This is a genomic window from Nonomuraea sp. NPDC050404 (genome assembly GCF_040655495.1).
In the GTDB taxonomy this organism is placed as follows: Bacteria; Actinomycetota; Actinomycetes; order Streptosporangiales; family Streptosporangiaceae; genus Nonomuraea.
Map to the genome: position 1 here is coordinate 59,623 of NZ_JBFAKB010000009.1, position 16,891 is coordinate 76,513.

Genomic DNA, 16,891 nt, shown 5'->3' on the forward strand with positions numbered 1-16,891 from the left:
TTTGCGGCGCTCAGGTGCGGACGGATGCCTGTTTGCGGCGGTCAGGGAAGATGGATGCCTGTTTGCGGCGGTCAGGGCAGATGGATGCCCGCGCCGGGGCCGACCGGCAGGCCGAAGAAGTAGAAGACGGCCAGCACGCAGGCCCACACCAGGCCGAACGCGGGCACGAACGGCAGCAGCCTGGACACCAGCGTGCCGAGCTTGAGGTCGGGCTCGTACTTCTGCGCGGAGGCCAGGATGAAGTACAGGAAGATGTGCATGGGGGAGATCGCCTGGGTGATGGAGTCCCCGATCCGGTGCGTGGCCTGGATGATGGCCGGTGACAGGCCGAGCAACATCAGCGCCGGCACCATCACCGTGGACTCCAGCGACCACAGGCCGGAGCCCGAGGTGATCACCAGGTTCAGCAGCGAGGACAGCAGGATCAGGAAGACCAGCGCGGGGAATCCGACCAGCCCCACGGCCTGGGCGGCGTCGGCCAGCTGCACCGCGAGGAACGTGGCCAGCCCGCTCCAGGACAACACGCTCAGCGTCTGGGCGACGATGAAGATGAGCGTGATGAAGCCGGCCATCTCCTTGATCGACGAGGTCATCAGCGTGTAGACGTTGCGGTCGTCCTTGTCCAGCTTCACCGCCCGCCCGTAGGTGTAGCCGAACAGGAAGAACACCAGCGCGATGATCGGCACCAGGTTGTCCAGCAGGGGTGAGGGCACCAGCGAGCCGCCCTCGCCCTGCAACGGGCTGCCCGGCACCAGCCAGGCCACCACGAGCAGCGCGAGGAACCCGACCACGACGAGCCCGGACACGAGCAGCGCCCGTCGCTCGCGCCTGGTCACCTCCACCCGCGCGTCGTCGTCGCCCTCGGCGGGCCGCCAGGCCGGCAGCCGGGGCTCCAGCACGCGGGAGATCAGGAACCCGCCGACGATCGGCAGGACCAGCCCGGCCGCGGCGCCGAAGTAGTAGTTCATCGCGATGTTGGTGGTGTAACCGGTGCTGCCCGGCAGCAGGGCCGCGGCCTTCTCGGTGATGCCCGCCAGGCTCGCGTCCAGCGTGCCCAGCAGCAGGCCGCCGCCATAGCCGGTGGCGGTGCAGGCGTACGCGCCGATGAGCCCGGCCAGCGGATGCCGGCCGACCGCGCGGAAGACGAGCGCCGCCAGCGGCGGGATGACCAGGAACGACGCGTCCGACATGACGTGGCCCTGGCAGGCGACAAAGGCCACCACGTACGGCACCAGCGAGCGCGGCACCCGGTGGAAGGCCAGGCGCACCGCGGCCTCCAGCGCCCCCGTGCCCTGCGCCACGCCCACCCCGAGCACCACGGTCAGCACCGGGCCGAGAGCCGGGAACTCCACGAAGTTGTCCACCGCCGAGCCGAGCAGTTCCACCAGGCCCTCGCCGGACAGGACGCTCTTGACCGGCGTCGCCTCATCCGCGCCGGGCAGCCGCACCGTGGCGCCGAAGGCCGCGGCGGCCCACGAGGCGAGCGAGATCAGCACGAACAGCCCGATGAACATGACGAACGGGTTGGGCAGTTTGTTGCCCAGCCGTTCCACGCCACCCAGCACCCTGTCCAGGGTCGTAGGTTGCCCGGTCTTCAGCATGAGGGGTTCCTTCGCGTTGCCAGCGATGGCTTTGGCCGCCAGGTATTTGGGGAAGTATGGGTAGCCCAGTCAGACAGGTCCCCCCTTCGCCGGAAACCGTCATCCTTGCCGGTCAATATGCACGAACCGGACATCAGTGCAGCCCAGTGCTGTTCGCCCCCAGCGCCCACAGGTCCAGCGGGGTCGTGGAGGACCAGCGGCCGACCGGGTCGAGCACCCGCCCGTACAGCTTGACCTGGCGCAACACCATCTGCCTGTCCACGATCGTGGCGTGCGGGAAATCGTGGCGCAGCCGGGTGACCAGCTCGTGCAGGTCGGCCACGCTGTGCAGGCCGACGGTCAGCAGCAGGTTGTTGGGGCCGGCCACGGCCGCGCAGGTACGGGTCTCCGGCCAGGTCAGGAGCTGCTCGCCGGTGCTCTCCAGGTGGTCGTCCGGCATCGCCAGCCACAACACCGCCGAGTTGTGCCAGCCCGCCAGCCGCCTGGCCAGGTCGCAGCGGAAGGTGATGTCGCCGACCGCCTCCAGCCGGTTGATCCGGCGCTGCACCGTACGGGCGGACAGTCCGAGTTCGTCCTCCAGTTCGGCGAAGCTGCGCCGGCCGTCCGTGCTCAGCGCGACGAACAGGCGGCGGTCGATCTCGTCCATCGGGCGCGTCACCGCGTGCGGGCCGCGCGCCGGGCGCAGCCGTCCGGCCTGGTGGGCGTTGAGCACCCGCAACCGCCAGCGCATGCTCAGGTCGAACGCCCTGGTCGCGATGTGGGTGCGTACCCGGGTGATGCCGGGCTGGCGGGGAAGCTGGGACAGCAGGTATTCCGACAGGCCGGCCATGTCGGGGGCGATCGCGATCGTCCACAGGTCGTACGAACCGGCGATGTGCTGCACGGTGATCATGTGTGGCTGCTGCGCCAGCTCCGCCGCGACCTGACCGGCCGCGCCGGCCTCGCACGTCAGCTCCAGGAAGGCCACGCTCATGGTGTGCAGCTGGCGGCGGCCCAGGGCGACCGTGCACCAGGCCAGCCGGTCGTCCACCAGCCGTTTCCACCGCCGCGCGGCGGTCACCGGGTCCATGCCCAGCACCGCGCCGACCTCGGCCCAGGACGCGCGGGGGTTGAGCTGGAGCGCGTCGATCAGTTCGAGATCGTTTTCTCGCAACATGTCGGATTCCATCGCGACAATGCTCCCTTTATGTCGGATTCCGGCAGTATAGGCGTCGCTTCGGGACAATCGTGATGATTGACGGGTGAATGACCTACTGTTGCGTGGCGCCCGGGTGGTGGATCCGGAGACGGGACTGGACGCGATCCGCCATGTCGCCATCACGGGCGACAAGATCACGTCAGTCTCCGAGGAGCCGGTGCCCGCCCGCCGCGAACTCGACATTTCCGGCCGGGTGCTCGCACCCGGCTTCATCGACCTGCACAGCCACGCGCAGACAGTGGGCTCACTGCGGATGCAGGCCCTGGACGGCGTGAGCACCGCCCTGGAGCTGGAGTCGGGCGCGGCCCCCGTGGAACTGGCCTACCGGCGCGCGAGCGAAGAGGGCCGCCCGATCAACTTCGGCTACTCCGCGTCCTGGGCCATGGCGCGGATGAAGGTGCTCGACGGCGCCGAGCCGAATGGCGGCTGGGAGAGCTTCGCCGAGTTGTGCGGCGGCGCGCACTGGCGCGACAAGGCCACCGCCGCCCAGATCGACCAGGTGCTGGCCGAGCTGGAGACCCAGCTGCACGCGGGCGCGCTGGGCATCGGGGTGCTGCTGGGATACGCCCCGCAGACCGGGCGCAAGGAGTACGTCCAGGTGGCGCGGCTGGCCCAGAGCCTCGACGTGCCCACGTTCACGCATGCCCGGTTCAAGAACCCCGACGACCCGGGCACCGCGCTCGAAGGCATCGCCGAGGTGGTCGCCGCCGCGGCCGGCACCGGCGCGCACATGCACCTGTGCCACATCAACAGCACCTCGCTGCGCGCCATCGACGAGATCGGCGCCGTGGTGGACGGGGCGCGCAGGCACGGGCTGAAGGTGTCCACCGAGGCCTACCCGTACGGCGCCGGCATGACCACGATCGGCGTGCCCTTCCTGTCCCCGGAGAACCTGTCCAGGCTCGGCATCACGCCGCGCGACCTGGTGCTCGCCGCCACCGGTGAGCGGCCGCGCGACGCCGAGCGGCTGCGCGAGATCCAGCGCACCGACCCGGGCGCGATGGTGGCCATCCACTACCTGAACGAGGACGACCCGGCCGACTGGGCGGTGCTGGAACGCGCCCTGCTGCTGCCCGACACCGCGATCGCCTCCGACGCCATCCCGTTCGCCGCCCCGGACGACACGTGGCCGCTGCCCGTCACGGCGGCCGGTCATCCGCGTACGAGCGGGACGTTCTCCCGGTTCCTGGCCACGATGGTGCGCGGCTCCGGCCGCCTGAGCCTGATCGAGGCCGTGCGGCGGTGCACGCTGCGGCCCGCCGAGGTGGTGTCCGCGGTGGCGCCGCAGTTCAGGAACAAGGCCCGGGTGCAGGTGGGCGCGGACGCCGACCTCGTGGTGTTCGACCTCGACTCGGTACGCGACCGCTCCACCTACACCGAGCCCGGCCGCCCATCGACGGGCGTCGAGCACCTGCTCGTGAACGGTGAGTTCGTGGTTCGCGACGGTGAAGTGCAGCTGGAAGCGAGGCCCGGCCGGGCCGTGAAGGGACGACTGGCATGACCGAGCAAGTGACCGGCACAGCTATCGGCACAACCGAGATGGTGACGCTGGCCGACATCAGCGCCGCCGCCGAACGCATCGCCGACACGGTGGTACGCACCCCGTTGTTGCCCTTCTCCCCGGCGGAGCCGGACAGGCCGCTGTGGATCAAGCCGGAGTCGCTGCAGCCGACGGCCGCCTTCAAGCTGCGCGGGGCGTACAACAAGATCAAGCAGTCGCTGCCCGAGGCGCGGGCGCGCGGGATCGTCGCGCATTCCAGCGGCAACCACGCGCGCTCGGTAGCCTGGCTGGCGCGGCGGCTGGGGCTGCGCGCGGTGATCGTGATGCCGGACACCGCGCCGCCGAACAAGGTGGACGTGGTCAGGGAGCTGGGCGCCGAGGTCGTGCTGGTGCCCCCGGCCCTGCGCGACACGCACGGTTTCGTGCTCGCCGAGCAGTACGGCTACCTGCCGGTGCCGCCGTTCGACGACCCGGAGGTCGTGGCCGGTCAGGGCACCGTGGGCCTGGAGATCATGGAGGACCTGCCCGACGCGGACGTGGTGCTGGTCCCGGTCAGCGGCGGCGGCCTGGCCGCCGGGGTGGCGACCGCCGTCAAGGCGCTGCGGCCGGAAACCCGGGTGATCGGGGTCGAGCCGGAGCTGGCCGCCGACGCGGAGCAGAGCCTGCGCGAGGGCCGCCGCCTGGCCTGGGAGCCCGAGCAGACCTACCGGACCGTGGCGGACGGCCTGCGCACCCACGGCCTGGGCGCCGTGCCGTGGGACGGGATCCGCCGCCACCTCGACGAGATCGTGACCGTCAGCGAGGAGCAGATCCTCGACGCGGTACGGCGGCTCGCGCTGGACGCCAGGCTCGTCTCCGAGCCCAGCGGCGCGGTGACCTTCGCCGCCTACCTCGCCGGGGACACCACCGGCAAGCACGTGGCCATCCTGAGCGGCGGCTCCGTCAACCCTCCGCTGCTGGCCGGCATCCTCGCCGGACCCGCCCGCCAGGAGGCCCTCCATGAGCAGTGATCCGCAGCACCCGTACAGCCCGGCCGTGGTCGCCTGCGGGCTGGTCTTCGTCTCCGGCTCGCTGCCGCTGCGGGAGGACGGCACCGTGGTCGGCGGTGAGCGGGCGGCGCTGGACGCGGCGATGGACACCGCGCGGCGGCGGATGGCCACGGTCGGCGCGCGCCTGGAGGACGTGGTGAAGCTGACCTACTTCGTCACCGACATGGCCCTGCGTGACGTGGCCAACCAGCAGTTCCTCGACCTGTGGCCGGAGCCGAGGCCGGCCCGCACGGTCGTCGGGGTGTCCGAGCTGCCCTACGGCAGCGTCGTGGAGATCGACGCCGTCGTGAAGGCCCCCTGATCCGGGGTCAGCGACCGGCCAGTTCGGCGAAGATGTCCACCAGTTCGGGCAGGTCGAACGGGCCGACGTGGGGGGCGGCGACGCTGCGTACGTCGGTCGGGTTGTCCGGGGTGAGCCGGTCGGCCTCCGCGATGAACCGGTCCTGCAGCGCCGGCGGGATCAGCCGGTCGAGGGTGAAGCGCACGTACGTCCTGGGGATGCGGCCCCAGGTGTGTGCCTGCCCCCTCGCCTCGGTCAGGGGAATGGCGGCGGTCTCGTCCGGCTCCAGCATGGCCAGCAGGTGGCCCATCTGCCGGTCGGTGAAGCCGCCGGCCAGGCACTCCCTGATGCCGTCGATGCGCTCCGGGTCGGCCGTGCGCCAGTTGACCCTGGCCACGCCCAGGGCCGCCGGATCGGCGGCGATCGCCCCGGTCACGTTGGCGAGCAGGCTGCCGGCGTTCTCCGGGGTCTCCAGGTAGGCCGACAGGCTGGGCAGGTCCACGCAGCAGTAGGCCGCGACGTAGACCACCCGTTCGAGCAGCTCGGGGATGGCGTTGCCGACCCTGCTCACGGTGACGCCGCCCTGGCTCGCGCCGGCCAGGATCACCGGCCCGTGCCGCCGGGCGCGGCGCACCACGTCCACCACGTGCTCGACGTAGTCGTCGATAGTGATCTTGGACAGCGGGGACGGCTCGGTGGCCAGCCCTTCGAGGTCCTGCGGGGCCTGGTACGACCGGGGGTAGAACGCGTCGCGGCCGTGCCCCGGAAGGTCCACGGCCACGGCCCGGTGCCCGCGCAGGGTCAGCTCGCTGATCAGGCCGGTAGCCAGGGTCGAGGAGGAGTTGGTGCCGTGCACGAACACCAGGGTCGGCGGGCGCCGGTCGGTGCCACGGGCCTCGGTCACGTCATTCGTCGTCATTGTCATCCCTTTCGCTGGTGAAGTGGTCAAGGCCGCGGCTGTCGCCACATCGGCTGCACGAGCGGGCTGTCGGCCACGCGTACCGGCTCGCCGAGGTCCTGGAATCCGTGCCGCAGGTAGAGGGCGCGGCTGCGGGGGGAGCCGGCCTCCAGGTAGGTGGCGAGGCCGTCGGCGTCCGCCCGCTCCAGCCGGTGCCGCAACAACGCCGAGCCGAGGCCCGCGCCCTGCCGGCCGCCGATCACTCCCATGCAGGGGAGGTAGAGGTGCGGTTCGACGGGGTGCCGTACGGCCAGCGCCTCGCCCAGGGCCGCCAGCCGTGGCCCGCTCTCGCCGTAGACCGAGGCCGATTCCGGCTCCTCGGCGTGGGGCTCCTGGCCGGCGGACAGCGCCAGCCAGATCGCGGCGCCCTCGTTGTCGCCGGTGAGGTGGACCTCGGCGGCGGGGTGGGTGAGCAGGGGGCGGTGGAAGTGCCGCTGGAGGAGGCCGCGGGGGCCGGGGTCGGGGAAGAACCAGCGGACGAGCGGGTCGTGCATGAACGCCTCGGTGAGGACGTCCAGCACCACCTGATGGTCCGCCTTCGCCGCCTGCCGTACGGCGGTGGCGGGTGTGTGAACTGTCATGCGTACATCGTATTGCCGGGAGCCATTTTGGCAGGCCAAAGCGGGAAATATGTGTACTAGTATGCTCTCATTGAACTAGTACACGGGAGGTTTGATGTCGGCGTTCGAGCAGCGGCCCGATCCGCCCTACCGGCGCATCGCCGCGGAGTTCCGCGCCCGGATCCTCGCCGGCGAGCTCAGGGCGGGCGACCGGATGCCGTCCATCAGGGAGATCGCCCGGCGGTGGGGGGTCGCGATCGCGACCGCGACCAAGGTGATGGCGGCGCTGCGGGACGAGGGGCTGGTCGAGGCGAGAGTCGGCGCGGGCACGGTGATCAGCGCGCGCACCGGTCAGGAACGGCAGGTCCGCGCGCCCGCGCCGGTGAGGCCGAGGCCGGTCGGCGGCTCCAGGCAGGTGCTGGACCGCGGGCAACTCCTGCGCGCCGCCATCGCGATCGCCGACGCCGAGGGGCTGGACGCCGTGACCATGCGGCGGCTCGCGGCGGACATCGGCGTCGGCCCGATGTCGCTGTACCGGCACGTGGCGCACAAGGACGAGCTGGTCATCCAGATGGTCGACGAGGTCTTCGGCGAGATGGAGCTGCCCGATCCCGAAGCGGGAGAGTGGCGCTCCAGGCTGGAGCTGATGGCCCGCCGGCAGTGGCAGTTGTGCCGTCGGCATCACTGGATGCCCAGGGCGGTCTCCTTCACCCGCCCGTTGCTGGTGCCCAACATGATGGCCCACACCGAATGGACGCTGCGCGCGCTCGACGGCCTCGGGCTGCCCATCGCCACCCTCATGCGGGAGGCGCTCGCGCTGCACGGGCTGGTGGTCACCGCGGGCCTGTCCATGGCGGACGAGATCGACGCCGAGCAGGACACCGGCGTGACGCTCACCGGCTGGTGGCACGCGCGGCGGCAACGGTCCGACGAACTGCTCGGCAGCGGGCGGTTCCCGCTGCTGGCCGTGATCCCGCCGGACGTGGTGTCGGACCTCGACGGGCTGTTCGAGTACAGCCTGGCCCGCCATCTGGACGGTTTCGCCGCACTGGTCGAGGGCCGGCGCGACTGACAGCGATGATGGAGGTGAGCGGCAGTTCGGCGGCGGTGGTGCAGGCGGCCGGCAGGGCCGGGCAGCCGCCCGCGCTCGGCTTGATCGCGCGCTGAGGATCGCCGCCGATACTGTCGGGGTGTCAGCGATCAGAGCGGAGGCCCCCACTCCATGGCAGCATCGATGCCGGACCGGCGCACAGTAATCCGAGGGCTGGCCGCGGCCGGCCTGAGCGGCGCGGTCGGCCGCGTATTAGAGGACCAGGCGACGAAGCCCAACATCATCGTGGTTCTCATCGACGACCTCGCCCAGCGGGAGCTGGGCTGTTACGGCAACACGTTCAACGAGACGCCGCACATGGACCGGCTCGCCGCGGACGGGATCAGGTTCGCGGCCGGCTACTCCGCGGCGCCGGTCTGCTCGCCGACCCGGGCCAGCATCATGACCGGGCAGTTTCCGGCGAGGGTGGGGATCACCGAGTTCCTCGGCGCGGCCGGTGACGACTATCTGGCGACCGATCACCACACGCTGCCGGAGACACTACGGGACGCCGGTTACCGTACCGGGCTGATCGGCAAGTGGCACCTGAGCGAGACCTACACCGGCGCGGCGCGCGAGCGGCCCGGCAACCCGTGGTCGCACGGTTTCACCGAGGTCATCGCCTCGGAGCAGAAGTACATCGCCGGCGGCGACTACTTCCACCCCTACTTCATGCTGCCCGACCTGCCCGCCCGTGCGGAGAACGAGTACCTCACCGACCGGCTCAACCTGGAGGCCGTGGACTTCATCACCCGCGCCAAGGACGACGCGCGGCCGTTCTTCCTCTACCTGTCGCACTACGCCACCCACACGAAGCTGGCCGCGCCGCAGCCGCTGATCGACAAGTACGCGGCCAAGCCGGGCGCCGGAGAGAAGGGCAAGAACCCGACACTCGCGGCGATGCTGGAGGTCATCGACGGCGGCGTCGGACTGATCAGGGACACGCTGCGGCGGCTCGGCCTCGCCGGGAACACCGTCATCCTGCTGCTGTCGGACAACGGCGGCGACGGCGGCGTGGCGACCAGCAGCCCGCTGCGCGGCTCCAAGGCGACCCTGTACGAGGGCGGCGTCCGCGTGCCGATGCTCGCCTACCACCCGGCGGGATCCGGCGGCCGGGTCATCGACACCCCCTTCAGCACCGTCGACTTCATGCCCACCCTGCTCGACACCGCCGGCGTCGCCAGGCCGCCGGGACAACACCTCGACGGCGTCAGCTTCGCCGGCCTGCTGGCCGGGGGCGCTGAGCCGCGGCGTACCGACCTGTTCTGGGTCTACCCGCACTGGCACAACCCCGGCGCGCCCACCGCCTCGGTCCGCCGCGGCCGGTACAAGCTGCTGCGCTACCTGCACGACGGGCGGCACGAGCTGTACGACCTGAGCGCCGATCCCGGCGAGGCCGACAACCTCGCCGACCGGCTGCCCGGCGAGACGCGTCGGCTGCGGGCGGCCCTGGACGCGCACCTGCGCGACGTGGACCTGCTGCCGCCGCAGCCCACGCCGGAGAACTTCCCCGACCTGGTGCTGGAGCAGGAGTTCGAGAGCGGGCTCGGCGGATTCACCGTCCTGGCGCCGGTGCCGCAGGGACGCCCGGGAACGGTTCAGGCGGCCGGCGGCGCGCTCACCGTGGCCGCGGACGGGGCCGCCGCGTTCGCGCTGCTGCGCTCGGAGGTCGTCGCCGCCGAGTCGCCGGCCGCGATCGTCGTCAGCCAGCGCTCGTACGCGGGGACGGCCGCGCCGACGCAGGACACCCTGTTCGCGGGCCTGGTCAAGGACGCCGAGAACTACCTGGTGGTCTGGTACAACCACCGGCGCAAGCGCACCGGCTGGGACGTCAGGGCCGGCGGTGAGCTGACCACCCAGCGGGTCGTCCAGCTCGACGCGAAGATCGACTACCCGGGGCCCGACGCCCGGCTGGCCTGCGTGCCGCACGGCGACCAGCTCACGGCGTACGCGGTGGCGGCCGGTGGCGCCTGGCAGTACCTGTTCACCGTCGATGTCGGCCGCTACGTAAGGATCGACGATCCGGAGGTGCGCGGGCAGTACCGCTACGGCTTCGGGGCCCGCGTTGACGGGGGCACGCTCGCCGTGGAGCGCTTCGCGGTCCGTCGCCGCCGCTGAGGTCTGTTCGGCGTCCCGCTTTCTGGTTACCGTCCGAGCTATGGCCGATTTCGAGCAATACCCGTTCGGGCCGGGGCCCCAAGGTGCTCTGGCCGACGCGTACGCCGTGCGCCGGGACAAGGACCCGCTGGGCACGGTACGGCTGCCCAGCGGGTGCACGGCGTACCTCACCACGACGTACGAGGACACGCTCGCCGTGCTCGGCGACCCGCGCTTCGGCAGCGACATCAACCGTCCAGGATCGCCCACCATGTTCAGCGGGTTCTCCCTGTTCAACACGCCGGGGATGCTCGCCACCATGGACCCGCCCGAGCACACCAGGCTGCGCAGGCTGCTGTCCGGGGTGTTCACGCCGCGCCAGGTCAACGCCTGGCGTCCCAGGTTGCGGGCGCTCACCGCCGAGCTGATCGACGCGCTGCCCGCCGAGTTCGACTTCGTGCGCGACTTCGCCTTTCCGCTGCCCGTACAGGTCATCTGCGACGTCATGGGCGTGCCGGGCATCGACACGGGCAGGGTCCGGGCCTGGTCGGACGCCATGCTCTCCACCTCCAGCCTGTCGGAGGAGGAGCAGCTGGGGGCGGCCATGGAGTTCCACGCCTACATCGCCGAACTGATCGCCGAACACCGCGACAAGCCGGGCGACGGCCTGCTGGCCACGATGATCCAGGCCCGCGACGGCGAGGACCGGCTCAGCGAGGAAGAGCTGGTGACCAACACGCTCATCCTGTTCCTCGCGGGGCATGAGACGACCGGGACGGCGCTGTCCAGGTCGCTCCTGCGGCTGCTCGAACCGCGTACGGGCTACCAGCGGCTGGTGGAGGAGCCCGGGCTGATCGAGGGCACCGTGGAGGAGCTGCTGCGGCTGGAGCTGGTGGGCGACAGCCCGTTCCTGCGGGTGGCCAGGCAGGACGTCGAACTGCCTTCTGGCACCGTACGCGAGGGCGAGGCCGTGATCCCCGGCGTCTCCTCGGCCAACGTCGACCCGTCGGCCTTCCCCGACCCGGACACGCTACGGCCGGAGCGCCAGACCGCGCACCTGAGCTTCGGGCGCGGGGCGCACTTCTGCCTGGGCGCGAACCTGGCGCGGATGGAACTGCAGGAGACCCTGGGCGTGCTGACCGCGCGCCAGCCGAACCTCAGGCTGGCCGGGCGCGCCGACGACGTGCCCTGGACCGACGGCATCCTCACCGTCCGCCCGGCGAAACTCCTCGTCCGCAAGGACTGACATCTCAGGCTCTCAAGACCTCAGGACAGGAGGCCGCGTTCCATCGCCGTCATGACCGCGGCCGTGCGGTCCGAGACGCCGAGCTTCTTGAAGCAGCGCAGCAGGTACGTCTTGACGGTCGCCTCGCTGATGAACAGTTCGCTCCCGATCTCGGCGTTCGTCAGCCCCCGGCCGACCAGGCGGAGCACCGCGCACTCGCGTTCCGACAACGCCGAGTGCGCGGGCATCCGGGCGCGGAAGAGCTTGCCCGCCAGCGACGGGGTGAGCACCGTCTCCCCGCGCGCGGCCCCCAGGACCGCGCCGATCAGCTCCTGCCGGGAGCTGCCCTTCAGCAGGTAACCGGCCGCCCCCGCCTCCACCGCGCGCAGGATGTCGGTGTCGTCCTCGTACGTCGTGACGATGACGACCTTGCTGTCCGGCCGCCGACGCAGGATCTCGACCGTGGCCGCGACCCCGTCCATGCCGCCCATCCGCAGGTCCAGCAGGATGACGTCCGGCCGCAGCGCCTCCGCCTGGACGACCGCCTCCTCGCCCGACCCGGCCTCGCCGACGACGGTGACGCCGTCGGCGGACTCCAGCATCGCGATGAGCCCCTCGCGGACCACCGGATGGTCGTCCGCCAGCATGACCCTGATCGGCTGTTCCTCAGTCAAGAGCCGTCTCCTTCCCTGCGGCACCTGGGACGCGCACCTCGACGGTGGTGCCCGCGCCGGGCCGGCTGGTGACCGTCACCGTTCCGTCGATCTCCGCCACCCGGGTCCGCATGCCCTGCAGGCCATAGCCCTGCCGGACGTCGTCCGGGTCGAAGCCCTCGCCGTCGTCCCTGACCAGCAGGCGCACGGCGTCCGGCAGGAAGGTCACCGCCACGTCGACCGTACGGGCCTGGCGGGCGTGTTTGCGGATGTTGGCGATCGCCTCCTGCACGGTGCGCAGCAGGACGACGTTGACGGGCATCGGCAGGGACACCTCCTGCCCGTGCACCGAGGTGCGCACGTCCAGGCCGGTCTCGGCGACCAGGCCGTCGGCCTGCCTGCGTACGGCCTGCGTCAGCGAACCGCCGCGCAGGGTGGGCGGGGTGCGGGCCGCGACGAAGTTCCGCGCCTCGGCGAGGGACTCCCTGGCCACCTGCCCGGCCCGCGACAGGTGGCGGGCCGCCTGGTGCTGGTCGTCGCGCAACTGGGACTCCGTGGCCTGGACCAGGCTGATGATGCTGGTCAGGCCCTGGGCCAGGGTGTCGTGGATCTCCCTGGCCAGGCGTTCGCGCTCGGCCGAGATGCCCGCCTCGTGCGACAGCCCGGCCACCCGCTCCTGGCTGCGCCGCAACTCCTCGATGAGCCGGGCGCGTTCCTTGCTCTGCTCGGTGATCCGCTTGATCCACAGTCCGAGCAGCACCGACAGCGTGAAGCTCAGCAACGAGATCGGCAGCACGCCCCAGACGCCCGCGCCCACCTGCGCGCTGCCGGTACCGACCAGCACCAGCGGGAACAGGTTGACCACCGCGAGCAGGCCGACGGCCCACGGCATCGGCAGACTCATGATCAGCATGGGCGACACGGCGAACAACGAAAGGGCGCCGATGAGGCCGAACGACGTGGTCAGGCAGAACAGCAGCACCAGCCCGGACGCGAAGACCAGGTTCCGCCGCCCGTACGTCTTGTTGATCATCAGGTTGCGGCCGAACCCGGCGTACCAGGGCACGACGAGCGTCAGCGCGCCGATCGCGAGGGAGTGGCTGAAGTCCGAGTCGTCCGAGATGAACAGCAGCACCGCCGTGACCAGGTAGGAGACCGCGAAGAAGGCGTCCCACAGACCGAACCAGCCGGTACGCCCGTCCCGCTGCTCACGCGTCTGAGGTCGTACTCGCATCTGCACAGTGTTAGCACGTGTCCACCGATCGGTTGACAACCGGTCCAGCCGTTCGGTCGTCTCGCGGCGAATGGCGTCTTCCTAACGTTGGAAGCGCGAGAAAACGTGCCCCGTCGCGAAGGACGGCACGGAAATTCAGCTACGCGATCCGGAGAATCCCCATGAGTCAATTTCTTGCTGCCCTCATCGCGAGCGGAACCATTCTGCTCATCATCCTGGCCACCGATCTGGGACAACGCCGCATCACCACGATGCGGATGTTGCGCTCGGTGATCGCCGTGGCCGTCATCATCGCCATTTTCGTCCATTCCCTGCCGACACAGGGAAACGACGTGTCGCTGCAACTCGTGGGAATCGGCACCGGAATCATCGGCGGCCTGATCGCGGGCGCGCTGCTGCCCGCACACCGGCGCGGGTCCGGCGAGCTCTACACCGTCGGCGGGCTCGGCTACGCGCTGGTGTGGATCGTGGTGTCCGCGGGGCGGGTCGTGTTCGCGTACGGGGCCGAGAACTGGTTCGCCGAGGACCTGGTCCGTTTCTCCATCGACTACCGGATCAGCGGCCCCGACACCTACGCCAACGCCTTCGTCTTCATGTCCCTCGCCATGGTCCTGGCGCGCACCGCCGTACTGATGACCAAGATGCGCAAGCTCAACAAGGGCGCGCAGCTCACCCCGTCCGTCAGCCGCTGACACCCCCTCGGAGACATCGATGAACAGCATGAGGCTCAGGCCGCCCCGCAACCGCGTCCCCAGCCGGGCCATGGGCTGGTGGACCGCCCAGTCCGCCGTGTTCGCCCTCCCCCTGCCGCTCACCTTCGCCATCCTGTGGGCCGGCATCCCCCCGACCCGTGAGCTCTTCATGTGGTTCACCCTGATCTCCCTCGTGCCCGGCCTGCTCTACATGGCCGTCATGCCGTTCTGGCGCTACCGGGTGCACCGCTGGGAGGTCACCGACGAGGCGGTCTACGCGGCCTCCGGCTGGTTGTGGCAGCAGTGGCGGGTCGTGCCGCTGTCCCGCGTACAGACCGTGGACACGCTGCGCGGGCCGTTGCAGCAGTTGTTCGGGCTGTCCGGCGTCAGCGTGACCACCGCCTCCACCACCGCGGTCCGGATCAGCGGGCTCGACAGTCAGGTCGGCGACGACCTGGTGGCATACCTGACCAGCCGCACCCACGCCGTACCGGGAGACGCCGCATGACCTCCGGCACCCTGCCCACCGCGCCGCGCGACCATCGCGGGCGGCTGAGCGCCCGGCTGATGGTGGTCGGCCTGGGCGTACCGGCCGCGCCGCTCGCCCTCTTCCTCCTCAGCCTGCTGCTCACCGGCGGCGAGACGAACCTCCAGGTCCTCATCACCCTCGGCTCCCTCTTCGTCACCTGCCTGGTCGTCGGCGGCTTCAGCCTGTCCCGGCTGCTGACCACCCGCTACCGCCTCACCGGCGAACGGCTCGAACTCAGCTCGGGCCTGCTCTTCCGCAGCCGTCACTCGGTCCCGCTGGCCCGCGTGCGCAGCGTCGACCTGACCGCCAACCCGCTGCACCGCGTCCTGGGCCTGACCACGCTCAGGATCGACACCGGCGGGCAGGGCACCCAGGGCGGCCGGGGGCTCAGGCTGGACGGCATCACCGCGGCGGACGCCGCCGAGTTGCGCCGCCGGATCCTCCAGTGGCGCGAGGCGAGCGTGCCCGAGAAGGCCGCCGATCTCGTCTGCGAGCTGGATCGCTCCTGGCTGCGCTACGCCCCGCTCACCGTCTGGGGCGTCGGCGGCGTCCTGGCCGCGGCGGGCGGCGTCTACCGCACCCTGCACGAGATGAAGATCGACCCGCTCGAACTCGGCGTCGTCCAGGACCTCGTGCGCCACTTCGGCTCCGTCCCGCTCTGGTACGGCCTCCTGCTGGCCACCCTCGCCCTCGTCGCGCTCGGCGTGGCCTGCTCGACGCTCACCTTCATCGAGAACTGGAGCGGGTACGAGCTGCGCCGCGCCGAGGGCGGCGTCCTGCGCGTCCGCCGCGGCCTGCTGGCCACCCGGTCGGTGACCATGGAGGAGAGCCGGCTGCGCGGCGTCGAACTGGTCGAGCCGCTGCTGCTGCGCTGGGCCGGCGGCGCCAGGCTCGACGCCGTCACCAGCGGCCTGGGCGACCGGGACGAGAACCGCAAACGCCGCATGCTGACCCCGCCGGTCCCCCGCCCGACGGCCCTCCAGGTCGCCGGCCAGGTGCAGGCGGGGGAGGGGTTGCTCGACAGGACGCTCCTGGCGCGGCATCCGCGCGTCGCGCTGCGCAGGCGGATCAACCGGGCGCTGATCGCGGCGGTCCTCCTGGCCGCCGTCCCGGCCGTCTTCGGGTTGTGGTTCGGCCCCGCGTTCCTCGTCGCCGGCGCGATCACCGCCGTACTGCTGGCACCAGTCCTGACGGCCTTCGCCTTCGACGCCTTCCGCAACCTCGGCCACGCCGTACGGGGCCGCTACCTCATCATCTGCTCCGGGACGTTCGCCCGGCGGACCGTGGCCCTGCGGCGGGACGGCATCATCGGCTGGAAGATCACCCGATCCCCGTTCCAGCGCCGCAACGGCCTGCTCACCCTCGGGGCCACCACCGCCGCGGGAGATGGCGTCTACAAGGTCCGGGACGTGCCCGTGGACCAGGGCCTGCACCTGGCGGAGGCCGCGGTGCCCCGCCTGCTCGCCCCGTTCGCCGAGCAGGCGACACGCCCGTCATGAACTGCGTGGCACGGCCGAGCCGGGGTCGGCCCCGGCGAAGACCAGTCCGATGACGAAACCCGCCACCTCCTCAAGCTGCCGGGCCCGGTCCAGCGACCCCAGCACCGCCGGGACGCCGCCGACGTCACGGACCAGCTCGCCGACGACCCGCAACGCGTCCGGGTCGGCGCCGGCCATCGCCACCGTGACGGGCGGTTCGCCGTCCTTCGTCCACTGGTCGGCGGGGAACAGGTGGAACGCCTTCACGACGTGCGCGCCCGGCGACAGGCCGGCGATCCGCTGCGCCATCGACTCGCCGGGCGCCGTCCGCACCACGCCCACGCCGTGGTCGACGGGGTTCGTCGGGTCGATCAACGCCGTTCCCGCCAGCGAGCCGTCGGCCGCGCCCGCGCTGCGCAACATGTCCTCGGCGCCCTGCCAGGACACCGCGAGCAGCACCGCGTCACGCTCCACGACCGCCTGACGGGGTGTGACGGCGTACGCCCCGGAGCCCAGCCGGGTGACCAGCTCCCGCGCCTTGGCCGGGGATCGCCCGGCGACGGCCAGCTCATGTCCGGCCCGTGCCCAGCCCTGGCCCAGCGCCGCCGCCAGCATGCCCGTGCCCAGAATTCCGATGCGCATCTGCGCTCCCCTCTACCGTGGATCTGCTGGTGGATACGGTAGGAAAGCCGTTACGCACCGATCGGTGCATGACGGGCGGGCGAGGATGGCCGCGTGGATCGGGA

The 16,891-nt window shown here is 71.3% G+C and carries 16 protein-coding genes; 9 read left to right on the forward strand and 7 right to left on the reverse strand.

All coding sequences use genetic code 11. The annotated features are described in order from the left end of the window. Positions 1-71: 71 nt before the first annotated feature. Both AB0I81_RS25400 and AB0I81_RS25405 read right to left on the reverse strand, forming a co-directional pair. The gene (locus AB0I81_RS25400) at positions 72-1,601 is read right to left on the reverse strand and encodes an AbgT family transporter (RefSeq protein ID WP_360660892.1); all 1,530 of its coding nucleotides are present in this window, start codon (positions 1,599-1,601) and stop codon (positions 72-74) included. A 133-nt stretch (positions 1,602-1,734) separates the two neighbouring features. Further along, a complete protein-coding gene (locus AB0I81_RS25405) occupies positions 1,735-2,757 on the reverse strand; it encodes an Lrp/AsnC family transcriptional regulator (RefSeq protein ID WP_360660895.1) in 1,023 nt (340 codons plus the stop codon). A gap of 85 nt (positions 2,758-2,842) precedes the next feature. Between AB0I81_RS25405 and AB0I81_RS25410 the strand changes: the two genes are divergently transcribed. Genes AB0I81_RS25410 through AB0I81_RS25420 form a run of 3 tightly spaced genes read left to right on the forward strand, consistent with a single transcriptional unit; the run spans position 2,843 to position 5,650 of the window. Further along, positions 2,843-4,300, forward strand: coding sequence for an amidohydrolase family protein (locus tag AB0I81_RS25410; RefSeq protein WP_360660898.1), 1,458 nt, complete (start codon positions 2,843-2,845; stop codon positions 4,298-4,300). Beyond that, on the forward strand, positions 4,297-5,310 hold the full coding sequence (locus AB0I81_RS25415; protein WP_360660901.1) for a threonine/serine dehydratase: 1,014 nt from the start codon (positions 4,297-4,299) through the stop codon (positions 5,308-5,310). The genes AB0I81_RS25410 and AB0I81_RS25415 overlap by 4 nt, the downstream gene beginning before the upstream one ends. Beyond that, positions 5,300-5,650: a RidA family protein gene (locus tag AB0I81_RS25420; protein WP_360660904.1), complete on the forward strand. Its 351-nt coding sequence runs from the start codon at positions 5,300-5,302 to the stop codon at positions 5,648-5,650. Before AB0I81_RS25415 ends, AB0I81_RS25420 begins: the two co-directional genes overlap by 11 nt. Before the next feature lie 7 nt (positions 5,651-5,657). Here the strand turns inward: AB0I81_RS25420 and AB0I81_RS25425 are convergent, their stop codons facing one another. Together AB0I81_RS25425 and AB0I81_RS25430 are read right to left on the reverse strand one after the other, a co-directional pair. After that, entirely contained in the window at positions 5,658-6,548 is an 891-nt protein-coding gene (locus AB0I81_RS25425; protein ID WP_360660906.1) for an alpha/beta fold hydrolase, read from the reverse strand. Between the two features lie 26 nt (positions 6,549-6,574). Next, positions 6,575-7,168, reverse strand: coding sequence for a GNAT family N-acetyltransferase (locus tag AB0I81_RS25430; RefSeq protein ID WP_360660909.1), 594 nt, complete (start codon positions 7,166-7,168; stop codon positions 6,575-6,577). 94 nt (positions 7,169-7,262) lie between these two features. Between AB0I81_RS25430 and AB0I81_RS25435 the strand changes: the two genes are divergently transcribed. From AB0I81_RS25435 to AB0I81_RS25445, 3 genes are all read left to right on the forward strand, one after another. After that, positions 7,263-8,219, forward strand: a complete 957-nt coding sequence (locus tag AB0I81_RS25435; RefSeq protein WP_360660912.1) for a GntR family transcriptional regulator — start codon at positions 7,263-7,265, stop codon at positions 8,217-8,219. Between the two features lie 150 nt (positions 8,220-8,369). Next, positions 8,370-10,355 (forward strand): sulfatase, encoded by a 1,986-nt coding sequence (locus tag AB0I81_RS25440; RefSeq protein WP_360660915.1) that lies wholly within the window; start codon positions 8,370-8,372, stop codon positions 10,353-10,355. 40 nt (positions 10,356-10,395) lie between these two features. Beyond that, positions 10,396-11,580 (forward strand): cytochrome P450, encoded by a 1,185-nt coding sequence (locus AB0I81_RS25445; protein WP_360660919.1) that lies wholly within the window; start codon positions 10,396-10,398, stop codon positions 11,578-11,580. Between the two features lie 20 nt (positions 11,581-11,600). Here the strand turns inward: AB0I81_RS25445 and AB0I81_RS25450 are convergent, their stop codons facing one another. Both AB0I81_RS25450 and AB0I81_RS25455 read right to left on the reverse strand, forming a co-directional pair. Beyond that, positions 11,601-12,206 carry a response regulator transcription factor gene (locus AB0I81_RS25450; protein ID WP_360661783.1) on the reverse strand — a complete coding sequence of 202 codons (606 nt, stop codon included), beginning with the start codon at positions 12,204-12,206 and terminating at the stop codon, positions 11,601-11,603. 19 nt (positions 12,207-12,225) lie between these two features. Further along, complete coding sequence (locus tag AB0I81_RS25455; protein WP_360660921.1) at positions 12,226-13,446, reverse strand: sensor histidine kinase; 1,221 nt, start codon at positions 13,444-13,446, stop codon at positions 12,226-12,228. A gap of 161 nt (positions 13,447-13,607) precedes the next feature. Here AB0I81_RS25455 and AB0I81_RS25460 point away from each other — a divergent pair, with 161 nt between their 5' ends. The 3 genes from AB0I81_RS25460 to AB0I81_RS25470 are packed head-to-tail and all read left to right on the forward strand — an operon-like array spanning position 13,608 to position 16,166. Next, on the forward strand, positions 13,608-14,138 hold the full coding sequence (locus AB0I81_RS25460; protein ID WP_360660924.1) for a hypothetical protein: 531 nt from the start codon (positions 13,608-13,610) through the stop codon (positions 14,136-14,138). A 19-nt stretch (positions 14,139-14,157) separates the two neighbouring features. Continuing rightward, positions 14,158-14,646: a PH domain-containing protein gene (locus AB0I81_RS25465; RefSeq protein ID WP_360660927.1), complete on the forward strand. Its 489-nt coding sequence runs from the start codon at positions 14,158-14,160 to the stop codon at positions 14,644-14,646. Further along, the gene (locus AB0I81_RS25470; RefSeq protein WP_360660930.1) at positions 14,643-16,166 is read left to right on the forward strand and encodes a PH domain-containing protein; all 1,524 of its coding nucleotides are present in this window, start codon (positions 14,643-14,645) and stop codon (positions 16,164-16,166) included. Before AB0I81_RS25465 ends, AB0I81_RS25470 begins: the two co-directional genes overlap by 4 nt. Here the strand turns inward: AB0I81_RS25470 and AB0I81_RS25475 are convergent. Then, positions 16,161-16,787: an NAD(P)-binding domain-containing protein gene (locus AB0I81_RS25475; RefSeq protein ID WP_360660933.1), complete on the reverse strand. Its 627-nt coding sequence runs from the start codon at positions 16,785-16,787 to the stop codon at positions 16,161-16,163. The genes AB0I81_RS25470 and AB0I81_RS25475 overlap by 6 nt on opposite strands. Between the last annotated feature and the right edge of the window lie 104 nt (positions 16,788-16,891).